The sequence below is a fragment of the Janthinobacterium aestuarii genome (assembly GCF_051380835.1).
Lineage (GTDB): Bacteria > Pseudomonadota > Gammaproteobacteria > Burkholderiales > Burkholderiaceae_D > Janthinobacterium > Janthinobacterium aestuarii.
Genome location: NZ_JBNYXU010000005.1, coordinates 405,734 through 423,807 on the forward strand (window position 1 = coordinate 405,734; position 18,074 = coordinate 423,807).

Below are 18,074 nucleotides of genomic sequence, written 5' to 3' on the forward strand. Positions count from 1 at the left end.
TTGAGAGTCGTACATTGATTTCCCCACTGAAATGGATTGCCGGCACGATGCTGTGTGTTGCATCGGCCTTGTCTCCCCTGGCCGCCTTGGCCCAGGTTTCCACCACCGTATCCCCAGCCGCCCCCGACACGCGCAGCGAGGATGATGCCTTCCTGCTGCTGCGCGACGCCGCGCGCAAGGATGACGTCGAAAAAGCCGACTTCTATGCGGGGCGCCTGACGAATTACCAGATTCCATCGTATGTTGACTATTATCGGCTGAAACCGCGCATCAAACTGCTGACCGAGGCGCAATTTCGCGATTACCTGAACCGCTACAAGGGCAGCGCCATCGCCGACCGTTTCCGCAACGACTGGCTGCTGGAGCTGGGCCGCAAGCGTGACTGGGTTGTGTTCGATGAACAATACCCGCAATTCGCTCTCGACGACGACACCCAGCTCAAGTGCTACGCGCTGATGTCGCGCGCCGCCAAGGGACAGAACGTGGCGCCCGAGGCGCGCAACCTGCTGGTGTCTCCGCCCGGCTATGGCGAAGCGTGCGGCAGCCTGATCGCGGCATTGGCGCAAAACGGCCAGTTCGACACGAACGACCTGTGGGCGCAGATCCGCCTGGCGGGCCAGACCAACGCCACGGGCCCGGCGCGCCGCATCGCGCTGCTGCTGGGCGCGTCCGACGCGAAGATGGCGCAAGCGATCGATTTGCCGGCGCTGGTGCTGGCCAAGGGCGCGGGCGCGGGCCGCGCCGACCACGAGATGTACCTGGTGGCCGTCGGCCGCATGGCGAAAAGCACCTTGAAGCTGGGCGTCGTGGCTTTGCAAAAGGCGAGTTCGCAGCTGACGCCGCAGGAACAGGCCATCGGCTGGGCCAGCCTGGCCCTGCAAGCGTCGTATTCGCTGGCGCCGGAAGCGTTTGAGTATTGGCAAAAAACCAATGGCGCGCCGTTGACCCAGGAGCAGATGCAGTGGAAGGCGCGTATCGCCTTGCGTGAAGGCAATTGGCCTGTGGTGAAGTCGTCCATCCAGGCCATGCCGGCGTCCTTGCGTGCCGATCCGACCTGGGTCTACTGGCTGGCGCGCGCGCAGCAGGCGGAAACGCCGGGCCGTCCGAACGCGCAGGCGGACGCCCTGTACCGCACGATTGCCGAGCAATCGAATTTCTACGGCTTGCTGGCCAATGAAGAGCTGGGCAACCACCTGGTGCTGCCGCCGCCTGGCCAGCCCATCACGCCGGCGGAAATCGCCGCCATGGCCGCCAATCCGGGACTGCAGCGCGCCTTGAAATTCTTCAACATGCGCTTGCGTTTCGAAGGCACGCGCGAGTGGAACTGGGAATTGCGTTCGATGACGGACCGCCAGCATCTGGCGGCCGCGGAATTTGCGCGCCAGAACAATGTGCTCGACCGCATGGTCAACACCTCGGACCGCACGCGCCTGGAAGTGGACTATACGCAGCGCTACCCGACGCCGCACGACGACGTCATGCACCCGGCCACGCAAACCCTGGGTCTCGACAAAGCCTGGGTGTATGGCCTGATCCGCCAGGAATCGCGCTTCATCATGGATGCGCAGTCGCACGTGGGCGCGTCCGGCCTGATGCAGGTGATGCCGTCGACGGCCCGCTACGTCGCCAAGAAGATCGGTTTGACGGATTTCGTCACGGAAACCTTGAGCGACGTGCGCACCAACGTCTTGCTGGGCACGAATTACCTGAACATGGTGCTTGGCGGTCTTGACGGTTCGCAAGTGCTGGCCAGCGCCGCCTACAACGCGGGACCGGGGCGCTTGCGCATCTGGCGCGCCACCATGACCCGTCCGCTGGAAGGCGCCGTCTTTGCCGAGATCATTCCGTACACGGAAACGCGCGGCTACGTGAAAAACGTGATGGCCAACGCCACGTATTACGCGGCCCTGTTCGAGAAGAGCCCGCAATCGCTGAAAGCGCGCCTGGGTACCGTTGGGCCGAAAAACAGCGCCATCGCGGTTGACTTGCCCTCATCCAACTAAAGATACCCGACCATGCAAACGACCATCCTTGATCCCAGCCTGACGCAAACCCTGGCCGCCGCGCGCGAGCCGGGCCTGACCCTCATCATCGGCAACAAGAATTACTCATCGTGGTCGATGCGCCCGTGGGTGGCCATGACGGCGTTCGGCATTGCGTTTCAGGAAGTGCGCGTGCTGCTCGACCAGAGCGACACGGCCACCAAAATCGCCGAGTATTCGGCCTGCGGCCGGGTTCCCGTGCTGCTGGCGGGCGAGATCACGATCTGGGACAGCCTGGCCATCTGCGAATACCTGGCCGAGCAGTTTCCCGATAAGCACATGTGGCCGCAGGACGTGGCCGCGCGCGCCATGGCGCGCTGTGTCTGCGCGGAAATGCACTCGGGCTTCACCGGCTTGCGTACGGACATGTCGATGAATATCAAGGCCAAGTTGCCGGGACGGGGCCGCACGGCTGCCGCGCAGGCGGACATCGGCCGCATCAGCGAAATATGGGAAGAGTGTTTATCTCGCTTTGGCCACCACCAGTTCCTGTTCGGCGATTTTTCCATCGCCGATGCGTACTTTGCTCCCGTCGTCATGCGTTTCCGCACCTATGGCGTAAGCCTGGCGCCGGCCCTGAACGCGTATTGCGAGCGCGTGCAGGCGCACCCGGCCGTGGCCCGCTGGATCGCGGAAGCGCTGGCGGAGACGGAAACGGCGCCCAAGCACGACGCGGAATTGCCTGATTAAGAGACGTTTACCATGAAGATTTACACGGTCGGTGGCGCGGTGCGCGACCAACTGCTGGGCTTGCCCGTGAAAGATCACGACCACGTCGTCGTCGGTGCCACGCCGGAAGACATGCTGCGCCGGGGCTTCCGGCCCGTGGGCAAGGATTTCCCCGTCTTCCTGCACCCGAAGACGCAGGAAGAATACGCGCTGGCCCGCACGGAACGCAAGACTGCCCCCGGCTACCGGGGCTTTGTCTTCCACACGGCGCCCGACGTCACCCTGGAAGAAGACCTGGTGCGCCGTGATCTCACCATCAACGCCATCGCGCAGGCCGAGGACGGTAGCTTGACCGACCCGTTCGGCGGCATTGACGATATTCAAAACAAAGTGTTCCGCCACGTCTCCGATGCGTTCGGCGAAGATCCCGTGCGCATTTTGCGCCTGGCCCGCTTTGCCGCCCGTTTTCATACTTTCACTGTAGCGTCCGCTACCATGGAACTGATGCGCCGGATGGTGCTGGACGGCGAAGTGGACGCCCTGGTGGCCGAGCGCGTGTGGCAGGAAGTGGCGAAAGGATTGATGGAAGCGCGGCCGTCACGCATGCTGACGGTGCTGCACGAGTGCGGCGCCCTGGCGCGTATCCTGCCGGAATTGACAATCAACGACCATTTGCTGCGCGTGATCGATCACGCGGCGGGCGCAGGCCACGCACTGTGCGTGCGCTTTGCCGTGCTGATGCTGGCCGTGCCGGTTGGGCAGATCAATGCGCTCAGCGAGCGCCTGCGCGTGCCCAACGATTGCCGCGAGCTGGCCGTGATGGCGGCGCGCGAGCAGGCTGTCGTCGCCGGTGCGCTGGCCTTGCGCGCCGAGGAACTGGTGCGCTTGTGCGAGCGCTGCGACGGACTGCGCAAGCCGCAGCGCTTTGTGCAGATGCTGGACGCCATCGCCTGCGACGTGCAGGCCCACAATCCGGTGTTCCCGCAGTCCGCCTGGCTGCAAGCCATGCTGGCGGCCGTGCGCGGCGTCGATGCGGGCGCGCTGGCACAAGCTTGCGCACACGAACCGAAGCGGATTCCCGAGCTCATCCATGCGGCGCGGGTCGAAGCCGTCACGAACGCGATCAGCAGCACGGAGCTGCCATGACCCTGCCCAAATTGTTCCAGAACCCGTTTCGCCGCTGGCTCAACCGTAGCGGCGGCGGGCGTCCGACCGTGCTCGTCAAGCAATTGCATGAGCGCGACCGGCGCCGCATGATGAAGCATTTCCTGAATCTGGAGAAAAGCGACCGCCTGCTGCGCTTCGGCAGCGCCTTGCCCGATGAGCTCGTCGCCCAGTACGTGCAAAAGATGGATTTCTCGCGCGACATGGTCTACGGCGTCTACAACAGCCTGTTCAAGCTGGTGGGCGTGGGGCATCTGGCGTTCGCGCCGAAGGACACGTCGCCGGCGAAAAGCGTCGTGACGGACAAGGAGCAGGTGGCCGAGTTTGGCGTATCGGTGTCGAAATCCATGCGCGGCATGGGCGTAGGGTCGAAACTGTTCGAGCGGGCGGCGATCCACTGCCGCAACAACGATGTCGATACCCTGTACATGCATTGTTTGTCGTCAAACAAGACGATGATGCATATTGCCAAGAAGGCGGGCATGGAAATCCAGCGCGACTATGGCGAAGCCGATGCCTATCTGAAACTGTTGCCGCCGAATCCGAGCAGCATGCTGCAGGAAGCCGTGCAGGAGCAGTTCGCCATGTTCGACTACACGTTCAAGGCCAATGCGCGCGCCGCGTTCAAGTTGTGGGACCGCTTGCCGGGCCGTAAGAAGAAGCCCGGGCCGCCGTCACCGCCGTCACAGTAAGGGCAGGGCCGTCGTATCCTTGATGCGCTGCAAGGCAAAGCTCGATTTCACGTCCAGCACGGCCGGGTGGCGCAGCAGGGTCGCCATCATGAAGCGCGAAAAGTGCTCCATGTCTTCCACGTGCACGCGCAGCAGATAATCCATTTCGCCCGTCATCGCATAGCAGGCCACCACTTCCGGCCATTGCGCTACGGCCACGGCGAAGTCGGCGCGCGGCGACGTGTTCGTCACCAGATTCGGCGCCAGCACTCTTGCCGTGCTGTGGGCCGTGGCGTCGCTGTGCTTTTCCAGCCGCACGTTGACATAAGCCAATAGCCCCAGGCCGATCTTTTCCGGGTCCAGCAGGGCCACGTACTGGCGGATCACGCCCGCTTCTTCCAGCCGTTTGACGCGGCGCAAGCATGGCGACGGCGACAGGCTGACCTGCTCGGCCACGTCCTGATTCGACAGGCGGCCATCGGCCTGCAGGACGGCGAGGATCTTGCGGTCCGTTTTATCCAGCGTAATTTTGCTCATGCTTCCTCCGGTGGTTCTTGTTTCACGCAATATTATTGCGCAAATCATGGATGTTCGGGAGATCTTTGGCATTTAATGCCCACAGACCGCGCCTATACTGTGCGCTACTTCTTGGAGGAGACATCATGCAATTTCAGCCTTGGGATAACCCGATGGGTACCGATGGTTTCGAGTTCGTCGAGTATGCAGCACCAGACCCAAAAGCATTGGGCAAGCTGTTCGAGAACATGGGATTCACGGCCATCGCGCGCCACCGCCACAAGGATGTGACCCTGTACCGTCAGGGCGACATCAATTTCATCATCAATGCCGAACAAGATTCGTTCGCGCAGCGTTTTGCCCGCCATCACGGCCCGTCCGTGTGCGCCATCGCTATCCGCGTCGATGACGCGGCTTTCGTCTACCGTCGCGCGCTGGAACTGGGCGCCTGGGGTTTCGACAATAAAACGGGCCCGATGGAACTGAATATCCCCGCCATCAAGGGCGTCGGCGATTCCCTACTGTATTTCGTCGACCGCTGGCGCGGCAAGGGCGCCGACAAGCCGGACGCGGCCGCTCCGGGCGGTATCGGCGACATCAGCATTTATGACGTCGACTTTGTCGCCATTCCCGGCGCCGTCGCCAACCCGGTCGGCCATGGCCTGACCTATATCGACCACCTGACGCACAATGTGCACCGGGGCCGCATGAAGGAATGGGCGAATTTCTATGAAAGCCTGTTCAACTTCCGCGAAGTGCGCTACTTCGATATCGAAGGCAAGCATACTGGTCTGAAGTCGAAAGCCATGACTTCGCCATGTGGCAAGATCCGCATCCCGATCAATGAATCGTCGGACGACAAGTCGCAGATCGCCGAATACCTGGACCAGTACCACGGCGAAGGCATCCAGCATATCGCCTTGGGTACGGACAATATCTACGCGTCCGTGCAAGGCATGCGCGATACGGGTATCGATTTCCAGGACACGATTGAAACTTACTATGAGCTGGTCAACCGCCGCCTGCCGAACCATGGCGAGCAGCTGGAAGAACTGCGCCGGCTGCGCATCCTGATCGATGGCCACAGCACGGAAAACGAACGCGAACTGCTGCTGCAAATCTTCACGCAGACGGTGATCGGCCCGATCTTCTTCGAGATCATCCAGCGCAAGGGCGACCAGGGCTTCGGCGAAGGCAACTTCCGCGCCCTGTTCGAATCGATCGAGCTGGACCAGATCAAGCGCGGCGTATTGAAAGATACGAGCGCGGCGTAAGCCGGGGCTGTTTGTCGGCTTACGCCGTTCCGGCTAAGCCGACCTACGCGTCCCGTGCCATTCAGGTAGGTCGGATTAGCGGGGCCGCCGAGGCGCAGCGTAATCCGACATTGCCAGCAAAAAACGCAGGCTGTAGGTCGGGTTAGCCAGAATGGCGTAACCCGACATGCCCGCAAAAAGAAGCACTAAAAAGCAGCAAAAGGTACGAACGCAGGAGTGCAGTGCAGCAAAAGAACTGTGCGCCTTCCTGTGGTAGTCTACGACAAACAAGTCATTTTTCCGCACCGGCATTGCCCACAAAGCGCGGCCGGTACGTGTGAGTTCAACCGACTTTGCACGCGTAGCACAGAGAATAATGGAGACAAGTAATGAATGCACCAATCAAGGGCTCGAGTCTTGAGCCGGGCGCGCACGCGTCCGACATTTCCCTGAACGACAAATACACTTTGGAGCGTGGCCGCGCCTTCATGACGGGCACGCAAGCGCTGATCCGCCTGCCCATGCTACAGCGCGAGCGTGACCTGAAGGCTGGCCTGAATACGGCCGGCTACATCACCGGTTACCGCGGTTCGCCTGTGACGTCTGTCGACATGACGGCGATCAAGGCAAAAAAATATCTCGATGAACACCACGTCAAATTCCACCCGGGCCTGAACGAAGACCTGGCCGCCACGGCCGTCTGGGGCACGCAGCAAACGAATCTGTTCGAAGACGCGAAATACGATGGCGTGTTCGGCATGTGGTACGGCAAGGGCCCCGGCGTCGACCGCTGCGGCGACGTTTTTAAACACGCCAATAACGCCGGTTCCGCCAAGCACGGCGGCGTGCTGGTGCTGGCCGGCGACGACCATGCGGCCAAATCCTCGTCCACGGCGCACCAGTCCGACCATATCCTGAACGCCTGCGGCATTCCCGTGCTGTACCCGTCGTCGGTGCAGGAATACATCGACTACGGCTTGCATGCGTGGGCCATGAGCCGCTACACGGGCTTGTGGGTGTCGATGAAATGCGTGACCGACATCATCGAGTCGGGCGCCGCCGTCGATTTCGACCCGGACCGCGTGCAGATCACCTTGCCGACCGACTTTGAGATGCCGGCAGGCGGCTTGAACATCCGCTGGCCCGACACGGTGCTGGAACAAGAAGTGCGCATGAACAGCTACAAATGGTATGCGGCGCTGGCGTATGCGCGTGCCAACAAGCTCAATAAAATCATCTGGGACAGCCCGAAGGCGCGCATCGGCATCATCACGGCCGGCAAATCGTATCTGGACACGCGCCAGGCGCTGGCCGACCTGGGCATCGACGAGCAGACGGCGTCCGACATCGGCATCCGCCTGTACAAGATCGGCATGACCTGGCCGCTGGAAGCCGATGGCGTGCACGAATTCGCCAAGGGCCTGGACGAGATCCTCGTGGTGGAGGAAAAGCGGCAAATCCTCGAATACGCGCTGAAGGAAGAACTGTACAACCTGAAGGATGGCGAGCGTCCGCGCGTGGTCGGCAAGTTCGACGATACGGGCGAATGGAGCAACCAGAAGGGCACCGGCCACGGCGACTGGCTGCTGCCGGCCACGTATGAGCTGAACCCGGCCATGATCGCCCGCGCGATTGCCAGCCGCATTTCGCGCTACTACGCGGGTCACCCCGTCGAGCAGCGCGTGAAGGAACGCATCGCCTATTTGGAAGCCAAAGAGAATGTGCTGAAAGCGATCAGCGTGAAGCCCGATCCGCAGAAAGACCGCACGCCGTTCTTCTGCTCCGGCTGTCCGCACAACAGCTCGACCAAGGTGCCGGAAGGCTCGCGCGCGCTGGCCGGCATCGGCTGCCACTACATGGTGCTATGGATGGACCGCGAAACGTCGACGTTTACTCACATGGGCGCCGAAGGCGTCACGTGGGTGGGGCAGGCGCCGTTCACGAATGAAAAGCACGTGTTTACCAACCTGGGCGACGGCACGTATTTCCACTCGGGCATCCTGGCCATCCGCGCTGCCGTCTCGGCCAAGGTGAACATCACTTATAAAATTCTGTTCAACGATGCGGTGGCCATGACGGGCGGCCAGGAATTCGACGGGCCATTATCTCCGGCCATCATTTCGCGCCAGATCGCCGCCGAAGGCGTCGGTCCCATCATCGTCGTCACGGACGAACCGGAAAAATACCCGGACGATTACGCCTGGGCGGAAGGCGTCACCGTGCGCCACCGTTCGGAACTGATGGACGTGCAGCGCGAACTGCGCGACATGCCCGGCGTGTCGGCCATGATCTACGACCAGACCTGCGCCTCGGAAAAACGCCGCCGCCGGAAACGCAATGAATACCCGGATCCGGCCAAGCGCGCCGTCATCAACGAAGCCGTCTGCGAAGGCTGCGGCGACTGTTCCGTGCAATCGAACTGCCTGTCGGTGGAACCGCTGGAAACGGAACTGGGGCGCAAGCGCCAGATCAACCAGTCGTCCTGCAACAAGGATTTTTCGTGCACGACGGGTTTCTGCCCCAGTTTCGTGACGGTGGAAGGCGGCGGCTTGAAAAAGCCGAAAAAGGCAGCTGCCGCCGACAAGGACGCGCCAGCCGCACCGGTCTTGCCGACACCGCAGATTCCTTCGACGGCCGAGCCGTTCGGCATTCTGGTGACCGGCATCGGCGGCACAGGTGTCGTCACCGTCGGCCAGATCCTGGCCATGGCGGCCCACGTGGAAGGCAAGGGCTGTTCCGTGCTGGACATGAGCGGCCTGGCGCAAAAGGGCGGCCCTGTCATGTCGCACGTGCGCCTGGCGGACCGCCAGGAAGATATCCACTCGACGCGCGTGGGCACGGGGGCGGCTGACCTGGTAATCGGCTGCGACCTGATCGTCACGGCCAGCCGCGATGCCCTGTCGCGCATGGGAGAGGGCCGCAGCTGGGCCATGATCAACTCGACCAGCTCGTCGACGGCCGCCTTCGTGAAGAACCCGGACTGGCAATTCCCCGGCGCTTCCGCGCGCATGGAAATCGAAAAGGCCTGCGGCAGCGACCACGTGGACTTCATCGACGCGGGCCAGATCGCCACGGCGCTGATGGGCGACTCGATCGCGACGAATATGTTCATGCTCGGCTACGCCTGGCAAAAGGGCAAAGTGCCGCTGTCGGAAGCTGCCATCATGAAGGCCATCGATTTGAACAACGTCTCGGTGGCGTTCAACAAGGCGGCCTTCAACTGGGGCCGCGCCGGTGCGCATGACGCGGCCAGCCTGGTGCGCATGACAACGCCAGCCAAGGTGGTGGAATTCAAGCGCATCGACACGCTCGACGACATTATCGAAAAACGGGTCGCCCTGCTGACGGCCTACCAGGACCGCGCGTATGCGCAGCAGTACCTGGACTTCATCAAACAGGTGCGCGCCGCCGAAAGCGCCCTGAATGGCCCGCACTTGCGCCTGACGGAAGCCGTGGCCCGCTACTTCTACAAGCTGATGGCGTACAAGGACGAGTACGAAGTGGCGCGCCTGTACACGGACGGCGCCTTCCAGGCGAAGATCGCGTCCATGTTCGAAGGCGACATCAAGCTCAAGTTCCACCTGGCGCCGCCTATCATGGCGAAAACGGATGCCCAGGGCCATCTGGTGAAGAAGGAATTCGGCCCGTGGATGATGAAGGCGTTCGGCGTGCTGGCCAAGTTCAAGGGCTTGCGCGGCACGGCGTTCGACATCTTCGGCCACACGGCCGAGCGCAAGATGGAGCGCGCGCTGATTCTTGAGTACCGCGCGACGGTGGGCGGCTTGCTGCCGAAACTGACGACGGCCAAGCTGGCGCAAGCCGTGGCCATCGCCAGCATCCCGGAAGACATCCGCGGCTATGGCCACGTGAAGGAGCGTTATTTGAAGGCGGCGAAAGAGAAGGAAGCGAGTCTGCTGATCGCCTTCAACGCGCCGACGCCGCTGCCGCCCGTCGTGGCAGCACCCGTGGCGGCCACCGTGGCGTAACGGTTTGCGCATGACCTTGTAGCAATGGCGCCTGCGGGCGCCATTTTTTTGTGTCAAAGAAAACAACGCTTTCTGGCAAAACGCATTATAATTTTTCGATAATTTCTTTATGGAAAGTTTCTTATGCATTCCCTGCGCCTTCCTTGCCTCGTTGTTTCCCTCGGATTAGTGTTGAGCGCCTGCGGTGGAGGAGGAGGCAGCAGCGGCAGCGCGCCCGTCGTGCCGCCCGTGGCGCCAACCGGGCCGACGGCGCTTGTCGCTTCCTCCACGGTCGCGAACCGTTGCGAGGCGCCGCGCAGCGGCAGCAGCATCGACAAGCCGGGCACCTTGCTCAACGAGCAGACATGGGTGCGCAGCTGGATCGATGAAACGTATCTGTGGTACCGCGAAGTACCGACCACATATCAGCCGCAAAGCTTTGCCACGGCGAAGGCGTATTTCGATGTGCTCAAGACAACGGCCACGACGGCGTCCGGCAAGCCGAAGGATCAGTTCCATTTCACGTATACGACGGCCGAATGGGAAGCCTCGCTCAATGGCGTGGAACTGGGCTACGGCATGCTGCTGGCGCTGACGCGCACCACGCCGCCGCGCAAGGCCGTGGTCACGTTCGTCGAACCAGGCTCGCCTGCGGCACTGGCGGGCTTGCGGCGCGGCGATGCGCTGCAAACCGTCGATGGCGTCGATTTCGTCAATGCCCCCGATACTGCCAGCGTGGGTATCATCAACGCGGGCCTGTTCCCTTCGGCGCAAGGCACGCACACGCTGGGGTTCAGCCGCAATGGCGCGCCCATCTCCGCGAGCCTGCAGGCGGTGGATGTCAGCACGAGTTCCGTGCAAAACGAACGCATCATCGATACGCCCACGGGCAAGGTGGGCTATCTGACCTTCAACACCCACAACAACGTGGCCGAGCGCCAGCTGGTCGAAACCATGGGCCGCTTCCAGGCGGCCGGCATCAGCGACCTGGTGCTTGACGTGCGCTACAACGGCGGCGGCTATCTCGATGTCGCCAGCGAGCTCGCCTATATGATTGCGGGCCCGCAAGTCACCACCGGCAAGACCTTCGAGCAGGTGCTGGCCAATGACAAGACGCGGCCGGCAGCGCCCGTGCCATTCCATGCGCAAAGCCAGGGCTTTGCCGGGCCGAACCCTCTGCCCAAGGGCACGCCGCTGCCCTCGCTGGGCCTCAAGCGCGTGACCTTGCTGACGACGGGCAATACCTGCTCGGCCAGCGAAGCCATCATCAACGGCTTGCGCGGCGTGGACGTGCAGGTCAATCTGATCGGCGGCACGACGTGCGGCAAGCCCTACGGTTTCTATCCCACGCCCAATTGCGGCACCACGTATTTCGCCGTGCAGTTCCAGGGCGTCAACGCCAAGGGCTTTGGCGACTTCGCCGATGGCATGGCGCCGACCTGCGACGTGGCCGACGATTACCAGAACCCGCTGGGCGACCCTGCCGAAGGCATGCTGGCGGCGGCGCTGCGCTACCGCAACAGCGGCAGCTGTAGTCCGTCCACGGGCGCGCTCAGGCTGTTGAGTTCGATGGAGAACCCGGCCGACGCTGCCGCGCGGCTGCTGCGCCCGGCCTACAAGGAAATTGCTGTATTGAAACGCTAATGCCCAATTTTGCTCCCCTTCCTGGGCGAAGGAGGGGGAGCTTTCTGCTCAGAAATATTTCTATATAACAATTTTGATATATAGAAAGATGAATCCATTCGTTCTGCAATTACTGGCATTTTGATATCTTTCGCCTTCTCCCTAACCTTGAGAAGCACAAAGATGCCTATACAATTCAAGTTACCACCGCTCACCGTCGCCGTACTGGCCATCCTGGGCGGTTCCGCATGGCAGGCGCACGCGCAAACGCAAGCGCCCGCAGCGGATCAGCAGCCGGCGGCCACCCCGCCAGCCGTCGTGGTCACCGGTTCGCGGATTCCCCGCGCCAGCCTGGAGGGACCATCGTCCGTCACCATCCTGACGGGCGATGAAATCACCAAGCAAGGCTACAAGAACGTCTTCGATGCGCTGACCAACCAGGTACAGAACAGCGGCTTCACGCAAGGCGAGGACTTCGGCAATACGTTCACGCCGTCGGCCAATACCATCAGCCTGCGCGGCCTGGGCCCGAACCACACCTTGATCCTGCTTAATGGCCGTCGCCTGGCCGACTTCCCCGTCGCCTACGAAGGCACGGTCAACTTCACCAACCTGGCGAACATCCCGTCGAGCATAGTCGACCGCATCGAGATCCTCAACGGCGGCGCATCGGCCATCTATGGCTCCGACGCGATCGCCGGCGTGGTCAACGTCATCCTGAAAAAGCAGACGGAAGGTTTCGATATCAACGTCAAGGCGGGCGGCACCTCGCGCGGCGGCGCCGGCAACCAGCGCGTGCAGCTGACGGGCGGCGGCAATTTCGACAAGCTGCATACCTTGTTCAGCGTGGAGCTGAGCCAGCGCGATCCGCTGTCGAGCCTGCAGCGCGATTTCATGGCCACGCGCTCGGGCACGCCGACAAATATCGCCTCGCGCCGCGTGGTGCAGGCGGGCACCTCGGGCAGCTACGTGGACCTGGGCGACACCTGCAACCAGTTCGGCGACCTGTTCGGCGGCAGCGTCGTCAAGTACCAGGCGAAGAACGGCAGCTATTGCGCCAGTCCGAAAGTCGGCCCCACTTACTGGACCACGCAAACGAAGAACCGCAGCCAGAACATGTTCGGCAGCGCCAACTATGAGCTGTCGCCGGAAACGACGCTGTTCGCCGACTTTCTGATCGGCAAGAATTCGACCGAGAACAATACGCGCGGCCCGACGTGGACGTCGTCGTCGACGGGCAGCAGCTATTTCCGCAACCAGAATACGAACCGCTACGAAGCGTGGACGCGTTATATCTCGCCCGAGGAAATGGGCGGCGTGGAGCGCTACAACCGCAAGTGGGACGACCTGGCCACGGCCATCTCGCTGGGCGCCAAGGGCCGCATTCCCGGCACGTCATCGTGGCAGTATGAAGCCAACTACAACGCCTCGGTGTACAAGAGCGAAAGCCACACGCCGCGCGCGCTGGCCAATATCGACAGCTTCTTCCTGGGACCGAAACTGGGCACCGACGCTGCCGGCGTGCCGATCTACGCACCGGATCCGGCCCGCCTGTCGCGCCGCCTGACGGCGGCCGAATTCGACAGCATCACGGGCAATTCCGACAGCGACGACAAGGCCTGGACGAATACCCTGAGCCTGGCCACAAACGGCGACCTGTTCCAGCTGCCCGCCGGCGTGGCGAAGATCGCCACCATCGCCGAAGCGGGCAAGCAGGGCTTCAGCAATGTGCCCGATGCGCGCCTGAACGATGGTTATTTCAACGTCGCCACCAAATCCGATATCACGGCCGGCACGCGTACCCGCTATGCGCTGGGGGCGGAATTGAATCTGCCGCTGCACGAGAAGCTGACCGGTACCCTGGCCGGCCGTTACGACCGCTACAGCTTTGCCGGCCGCCATGAGGGCAAGTTCACCTACAACGGCGGCCTGGAACTGCGTCCCGCGCCTGAGCTGCTGTTCCGCGCCAACTACGCCACCAGCTTTCGCGCACCGGACATGAACTACATCTACAAGGCGCGCGGCACCGGTTACTACTCGAGCACCACCGACTACTACCGCTGCGGCGCGGCTGGCCAGGCCATCGAAGGCTGCGAATTTGCCAACAAGTCGCCGGGCGCCGATTATGTGCAGAACGGCAGCAAGGACCTGCAGTCGGAAAAAGGCAAGTCGTTTGGCGTCGGCGCCGTCTGGTCGCCCAGCTCGAACTTCGACGTCTCCGTCGACTACTGGAACATCAAGATCGATGACCTGGTGACGAATTTGAGCGCCGACAAGATCCTGCGCGACGAAGCCGATTGCCGCCTGGGCAAGACGGATATCAATTCGCCGACCTGCGTCGATACCCTGGGCCGCGTCGAGCGCTTCGCGGCGAATGCCCTGAACCGCGCCGGCGAGATCAAGACCATCACCGTCAACCCGATCAATGCGGCAAAGCAGAGCAGCAGCGGCATCGACGTGAGCCTGAAGTACCTGCTGCGCACGGCGGACTACGGCCGTTTTGCCTTCAAGGCCAACTATGCCAAGGTGCTGAGCAAGAAGTCGCAGCAATTCGTCGGCGACGAAGAGATCGACGAGACGAAATCGCTGACGAACATGGATTGGCCCGACAAGCTGAACCTGAGCGTGAACTGGAGCGCGGGCGACTGGTCGAACACCCTGCTGGTCAGCCGCTACGGCAAGATCCCGAACGCCGCCGGCACCGGCTACCTGACGCCGACGGCGCTGGCCAATATCAGCACCGTGTACCGCATCAACGACCGCGCCACCTTGTCGCTGATCGTCAACAACGTGTTCGACAAGATCAAGCGCGACGACAGCGGCGGCTGGCCGTACTACCCGGTGGGCAGCTACAGCCCGCAAGGCCGCCAGGGCTGGGTAGAATTCAACTACCACTTTGGCTCATAATCCACGCTTGCCAGAGCAAGGCCGGAACAGCTGACGCTGTTCCGGCTTTTTTATTTTCCGTTGCAGTTTTACATGCGCCAGCACCCCTATAATTGCCCGCTTGTTCTCTCTCGATGGAGTTTGACCCATGCTACGCCACGCCCTGCTGTCCGCCGCCTTGTTGTCCACCTTTGCCTTGCCTGCGTATGCCGCCTCGCCGTTGACCACGGTGGCCGAACGCTCGGGCTTTTTGCATACGGGCCGCTATGCGGAAGTGGAAGCCTTGTGCCGCCAGTTCCAATCGCGCTATCCGAAGCAGGTGCGCTGTGTGGAGTTCGGCCGCACGCCGGAAAACCGCCCCATGCTGGCGCTGGCCGTCTCGAATACGGGCGCCCTGACGCCGGCCGAAGCGGCGCGCCGCAAGCTGCCCGTGCTGCTGATACAGGGCGGCATCCATGCGGGCGAAATCGATGGCAAGGATGCGGGCTTCCTGGCCTTGCGCGAAGTATTGGAGGGCAAGGCGGCGCCCGGCGCGCTCGACAAGCAGGTGCTGCTGTTCGTGCCCGTGTTTAACGTTGATGGCCATGAGCGCTTCGGCCAGTGGAACCGTCCGAACCAGCGCGGCCCCGTGGAAATGGGCTGGCGCAGCACGGCGCAAAACTACAATCTGAACCGCGAATACATGAAGGCCGATACGCCCGAGATGCAGCACATGCTGGCGCTGGTGAACGCCTGGGATCCGCTGGCCTATGTCGACCTGCACGTTACCGACGGCGCCCAGTTCGAACCCGATATCTCGATCCAGGTCGAACCCGTGCATGCGGGCGATGCGGCCCTGCGCGTGGCCGGCACGGCCTTGCGCGATCAGGTCCTGGCCGACCTGGCCAAGCAGGGCTCGGATCCGAAACCGTTCTATATCTCGTTTGCCGAGAACGACAATCCCCAATCGGGCTTTGTCGATTCGGCGCCGAATCCGCGCTTCTCGCATGGCTATTTCCAGCTGCGCAACCGCTTCGGCATGCTGGTGGAAACCCATTCGTGGAAGGATTACCCGACCCGCGTGCGCATCACGCGCAACACCATCGTTTCGCTGCTGTCGCAAGTGGCGCAGCATGGCGCGCAGTGGCGGCAAACGGCGCTCGAGGCGGACGCGCGCGCCGCGCAGCTGGCCGGCACGACCTTGCCGCTCACGTATAAAACGACGGACAAGAGCCGCATGATCGCGTTTCGCGGCTACGCCTACACGCGCACGCCGTCCGAAGTGTCGGGCGCGCTGATGACGCGCTACGACGAGACCACGCCGCAGATCTGGAATGTGCCCCTGCGCGACGAGATCGTGCCCGACCTGCAGCAGGCAGCGCCCAAGGCAGGCTACCTGGTGCCCGCCGCGCAGGCGCAGATGGTGGCCGCCAAGCTGCGCCAGCATGGCGTGTCCTACCAGGTATTAGCTACCGCGCCGGGCAAGCTGCCGGTTGAGACCTTCCGCGCCACGCAGGTGAAATTCGGCGCGCAGTCGTTCGAGGGACGCCAGAGGGCGGCCGTGCAGGGCGAGTGGCAGAAAGAGGAGCGCGTGGTTGGCGCCGGTGACCTGTACGTGCCCGTCAACCAGGCCAAGGCGCGCCTGGTCGTCGCCCTGCTCGAGCCGCGCGCGCCCGATTCCCTGCTGGCCTGGGGCAGTTTCAATACGGCCTTCGAGCGCAAGGAGTACATGGAAGAATACGTGGCCGAAGATGTGGCGCGCGCGCAGCTGGCGGCCGACCCGGCGCTGGCGGCGCAGTTCCACGCAAAGCTGGCCGGCGATCCCGCGTTTGCCACGAACCCGGCCGCGCGCCTGGAGTTCTTCGCCCGCCGCCACGCTTCCTGGGATGAACGCCTGAACCTGTATCCGGTGCTGCGCACGGATGTCGCGCCGGCCGGCCTGGCAGTGCCGCCGACGCGCGCACCGAAGTTGTCAAATCGCGCAGATTAATCGAAAGAAAATGCTATTCTCCGCTCGATGATGGCGCCGCCACCACGAGCAGGGAACATGTATGGTCAACAAGACACTCTACAACCAGCACCGCGAGGCGTTTTTTCGCCTCTGCGACGCCGTGGACGAGAATCGGGTGGAACAGGTGCGCAGCCTGCTCGAGGCCACGCCGCTGCTGTTGTCCTTGCGCCGCTACAACATGGAAGACGGCGAATCGCTGCTGCACCTGGCCGCGGCCGGCGGCAGCCGCGAGGTCTGCGCGCTGCTCGTGTCGCTGGGCATGGACGTCGATCTGCCCTTGCCCGGTTACCGCAACCTGACGCCGCTGGACGCGGCGGCAAGCCATGGCCACCTCGATACCTGCCGCTGGCTGCTCGAGCAGGGCGCCGCCGTCGATGGCTTGCCTGACAATATACTGTCGCCGCTGGACAGTGCCTGCGTTGGCGGCCACGAGGACGTAGCCGCATTGCTGCTGCAGCGGGGCGCCGATCCGAACCGTTTGCATACGCGCTGGAACCAGGCGCCGGTCGATATCGCCAGCGGCTGGGGCTTTCCCGCGATCGCCCAGTTGCTGGCCGCCGCGGGTGGCGTCAGCATACTCGACGTGCCGCAGCAGGCGGCCGCGTCGCCGCAGGAATCGATCCGCACCTTCATGCACAACAGCGCCGGCTGGGTGCTGCCGGCCGTGTTCAGCCCGGACAGCGGCGACGCGCGCTTTTCGCTGGGGATCAGCTGCATCGCAGGCAAGCGCGATTTCAAGCTGTTGTTTACCACGGGCCTGTTCCAGCAATCCCCGATGACCGAACTGGCCATCTGCCTGCCGGCCCGCTGGCCGCTGACCGTGCACGGCTTCGCGGAGCACAGCCCGTGGCGCTTTCCCGTGGCGCTGCTGGCACGCCTGGGGCGGCGCACGCTCGACCAGGCCAGCCTGGCGGCTGGCGAGCTGCTGCGGCGCGACGATCCGCATCTGGCGGACCTGGCGTGGCCGGACGGCGTCGATGCGCTGCTGGCCATCGACAAGCGCTGGAATCCCGCGCAGGAGGAAGACGACATTGCCGACGATGACAAGGTCACCATTTATCTGCTGGTGCCGGTGGGGTACACAAAGAAAGGCGCGCCCGGCGCCAGCGCCTTGCCTGCCTTGATGGAGCGCAAGCTCAAAGGCAGCTGGAAAGTGTCGGCCTTGCCCGTCCCCGTGAATGGCTAGTGCCGGCATGCACGCGCGCATGGCCGGATCAAGCCGTAAAGCTTGCAGCAATGTTATCCTGCCAATACCTTTTTCGCGTCCGCGCCAACCCGTTTCACGCATCGGTTTT

11 protein-coding genes are annotated in these 18,074 nt (G+C 62.9%); 10 read left to right on the plus strand and 1 reads right to left on the minus strand.

What is annotated here, in order from left to right; genetic code table 11:
- Window positions 1-14 precede the first annotated feature (14 nt).
- From ACQ4WO_RS16340 to ACQ4WO_RS16355, 4 genes are read left to right on the plus strand one after another with little or no spacing between them, the layout of a single operon-like run.
- Window positions 15-2,003: a lytic transglycosylase domain-containing protein gene (locus tag ACQ4WO_RS16340; RefSeq protein ID WP_436482337.1), complete on the plus strand. Its 1,989-nt coding sequence runs from the start codon at window positions 15-17 to the stop codon at window positions 2,001-2,003.
- 12 nt (window positions 2,004-2,015) lie between these two features.
- Window positions 2,016-2,732: a glutathione S-transferase family protein gene (locus ACQ4WO_RS16345; RefSeq protein WP_436482338.1), complete on the plus strand. Its 717-nt coding sequence runs from the start codon at window positions 2,016-2,018 to the stop codon at window positions 2,730-2,732.
- Window positions 2,733-2,744: 12 nt separating this feature from the next.
- A complete protein-coding gene (locus ACQ4WO_RS16350) occupies window positions 2,745-3,857 on the plus strand; it encodes a tRNA nucleotidyltransferase/poly(A) polymerase-related protein (protein ID WP_436482339.1) in 1,113 nt (370 codons plus the stop codon).
- Window positions 3,854-4,567, plus strand: coding sequence for a GNAT family N-acetyltransferase (locus tag ACQ4WO_RS16355; RefSeq protein ID WP_436482340.1), 714 nt, complete (start codon window positions 3,854-3,856; stop codon window positions 4,565-4,567). The genes ACQ4WO_RS16350 and ACQ4WO_RS16355 overlap by 4 nt, the downstream gene beginning before the upstream one ends.
- Here the strand turns inward: ACQ4WO_RS16355 and ACQ4WO_RS16360 are convergent.
- The gene (locus ACQ4WO_RS16360) at window positions 4,559-5,083 is read right to left on the minus strand and encodes an Lrp/AsnC family transcriptional regulator (RefSeq protein ID WP_034753092.1); all 525 of its coding nucleotides are present in this window, start codon (window positions 5,081-5,083) and stop codon (window positions 4,559-4,561) included. The two genes, ACQ4WO_RS16355 and ACQ4WO_RS16360, sit on opposite strands and share 9 nt — an antisense overlap.
- A 125-nt stretch (window positions 5,084-5,208) precedes the next feature.
- Here ACQ4WO_RS16360 and hppD point away from each other — a divergent pair, with 125 nt between their 5' ends.
- The 6 genes from hppD (at window position 5,209) to ACQ4WO_RS16390 (ending at window position 17,965) form a co-directional block, all read left to right on the plus strand.
- Window positions 5,209-6,336 carry a 4-hydroxyphenylpyruvate dioxygenase gene (hppD, locus tag ACQ4WO_RS16365; protein WP_128141023.1) on the plus strand — a complete coding sequence of 376 codons (1,128 nt, stop codon included), beginning with the start codon at window positions 5,209-5,211 and terminating at the stop codon, window positions 6,334-6,336.
- A gap of 368 nt (window positions 6,337-6,704) precedes the next feature.
- Entirely contained in the window at window positions 6,705-10,301 is a 3,597-nt protein-coding gene (locus tag ACQ4WO_RS16370) for an indolepyruvate ferredoxin oxidoreductase family protein (protein WP_436482342.1), read from the plus strand.
- A 168-nt stretch (window positions 10,302-10,469) separates the two neighbouring features.
- Complete coding sequence (locus ACQ4WO_RS16375) at window positions 10,470-11,924, plus strand: S41 family peptidase (RefSeq protein WP_436482367.1); 1,455 nt, start codon at window positions 10,470-10,472, stop codon at window positions 11,922-11,924.
- 162 nt (window positions 11,925-12,086) lie between these two features.
- The gene (locus tag ACQ4WO_RS16380) at window positions 12,087-14,810 is read left to right on the plus strand and encodes a TonB-dependent receptor plug domain-containing protein (protein ID WP_436482343.1); all 2,724 of its coding nucleotides are present in this window, start codon (window positions 12,087-12,089) and stop codon (window positions 14,808-14,810) included.
- 127 nt (window positions 14,811-14,937) lie between these two features.
- Complete coding sequence (locus ACQ4WO_RS16385; protein ID WP_436482344.1) at window positions 14,938-16,758, plus strand: M14 family metallopeptidase; 1,821 nt, start codon at window positions 14,938-14,940, stop codon at window positions 16,756-16,758.
- Window positions 16,759-16,819: 61 nt separating this feature from the next.
- The gene (locus tag ACQ4WO_RS16390; RefSeq protein ID WP_436482346.1) at window positions 16,820-17,965 is read left to right on the plus strand and encodes an ankyrin repeat domain-containing protein; all 1,146 of its coding nucleotides are present in this window, start codon (window positions 16,820-16,822) and stop codon (window positions 17,963-17,965) included.
- Window positions 17,966-18,074 lie beyond the last annotated feature (109 nt).

Coding starts and splice junctions, on each gene's coding strand:
- ACQ4WO_RS16345 (WP_436482338.1), top strand. CDS start 2,016: ATGCAAACGACCATCCTTGATCCCAGCCTGACGCAAACCCTGGCCGCC.
- ACQ4WO_RS16385 (WP_436482344.1), top strand. CDS start 14,938: ATGCTACGCCACGCCCTGCTGTCCGCCGCCTTGTTGTCCACCTTTGCC.
- hppD (WP_128141023.1), top strand. CDS start 5,209: ATGCAATTTCAGCCTTGGGATAACCCGATGGGTACCGATGGTTTCGAG.
- ACQ4WO_RS16350 (WP_436482339.1), top strand. CDS start 2,745: ATGAAGATTTACACGGTCGGTGGCGCGGTGCGCGACCAACTGCTGGGC.
- ACQ4WO_RS16390 (WP_436482346.1), top strand. CDS start 16,820: ATGGTCAACAAGACACTCTACAACCAGCACCGCGAGGCGTTTTTTCGC.
- ACQ4WO_RS16360 (WP_034753092.1), bottom strand. CDS start 5,083: ATGAGCAAAATTACGCTGGATAAAACGGACCGCAAGATCCTCGCCGTC.
- ACQ4WO_RS16380 (WP_436482343.1), top strand. CDS start 12,087: ATGCCTATACAATTCAAGTTACCACCGCTCACCGTCGCCGTACTGGCC.
- ACQ4WO_RS16370 (WP_436482342.1), top strand. CDS start 6,705: ATGAATGCACCAATCAAGGGCTCGAGTCTTGAGCCGGGCGCGCACGCG.
- ACQ4WO_RS16355 (WP_436482340.1), top strand. CDS start 3,854: ATGACCCTGCCCAAATTGTTCCAGAACCCGTTTCGCCGCTGGCTCAAC.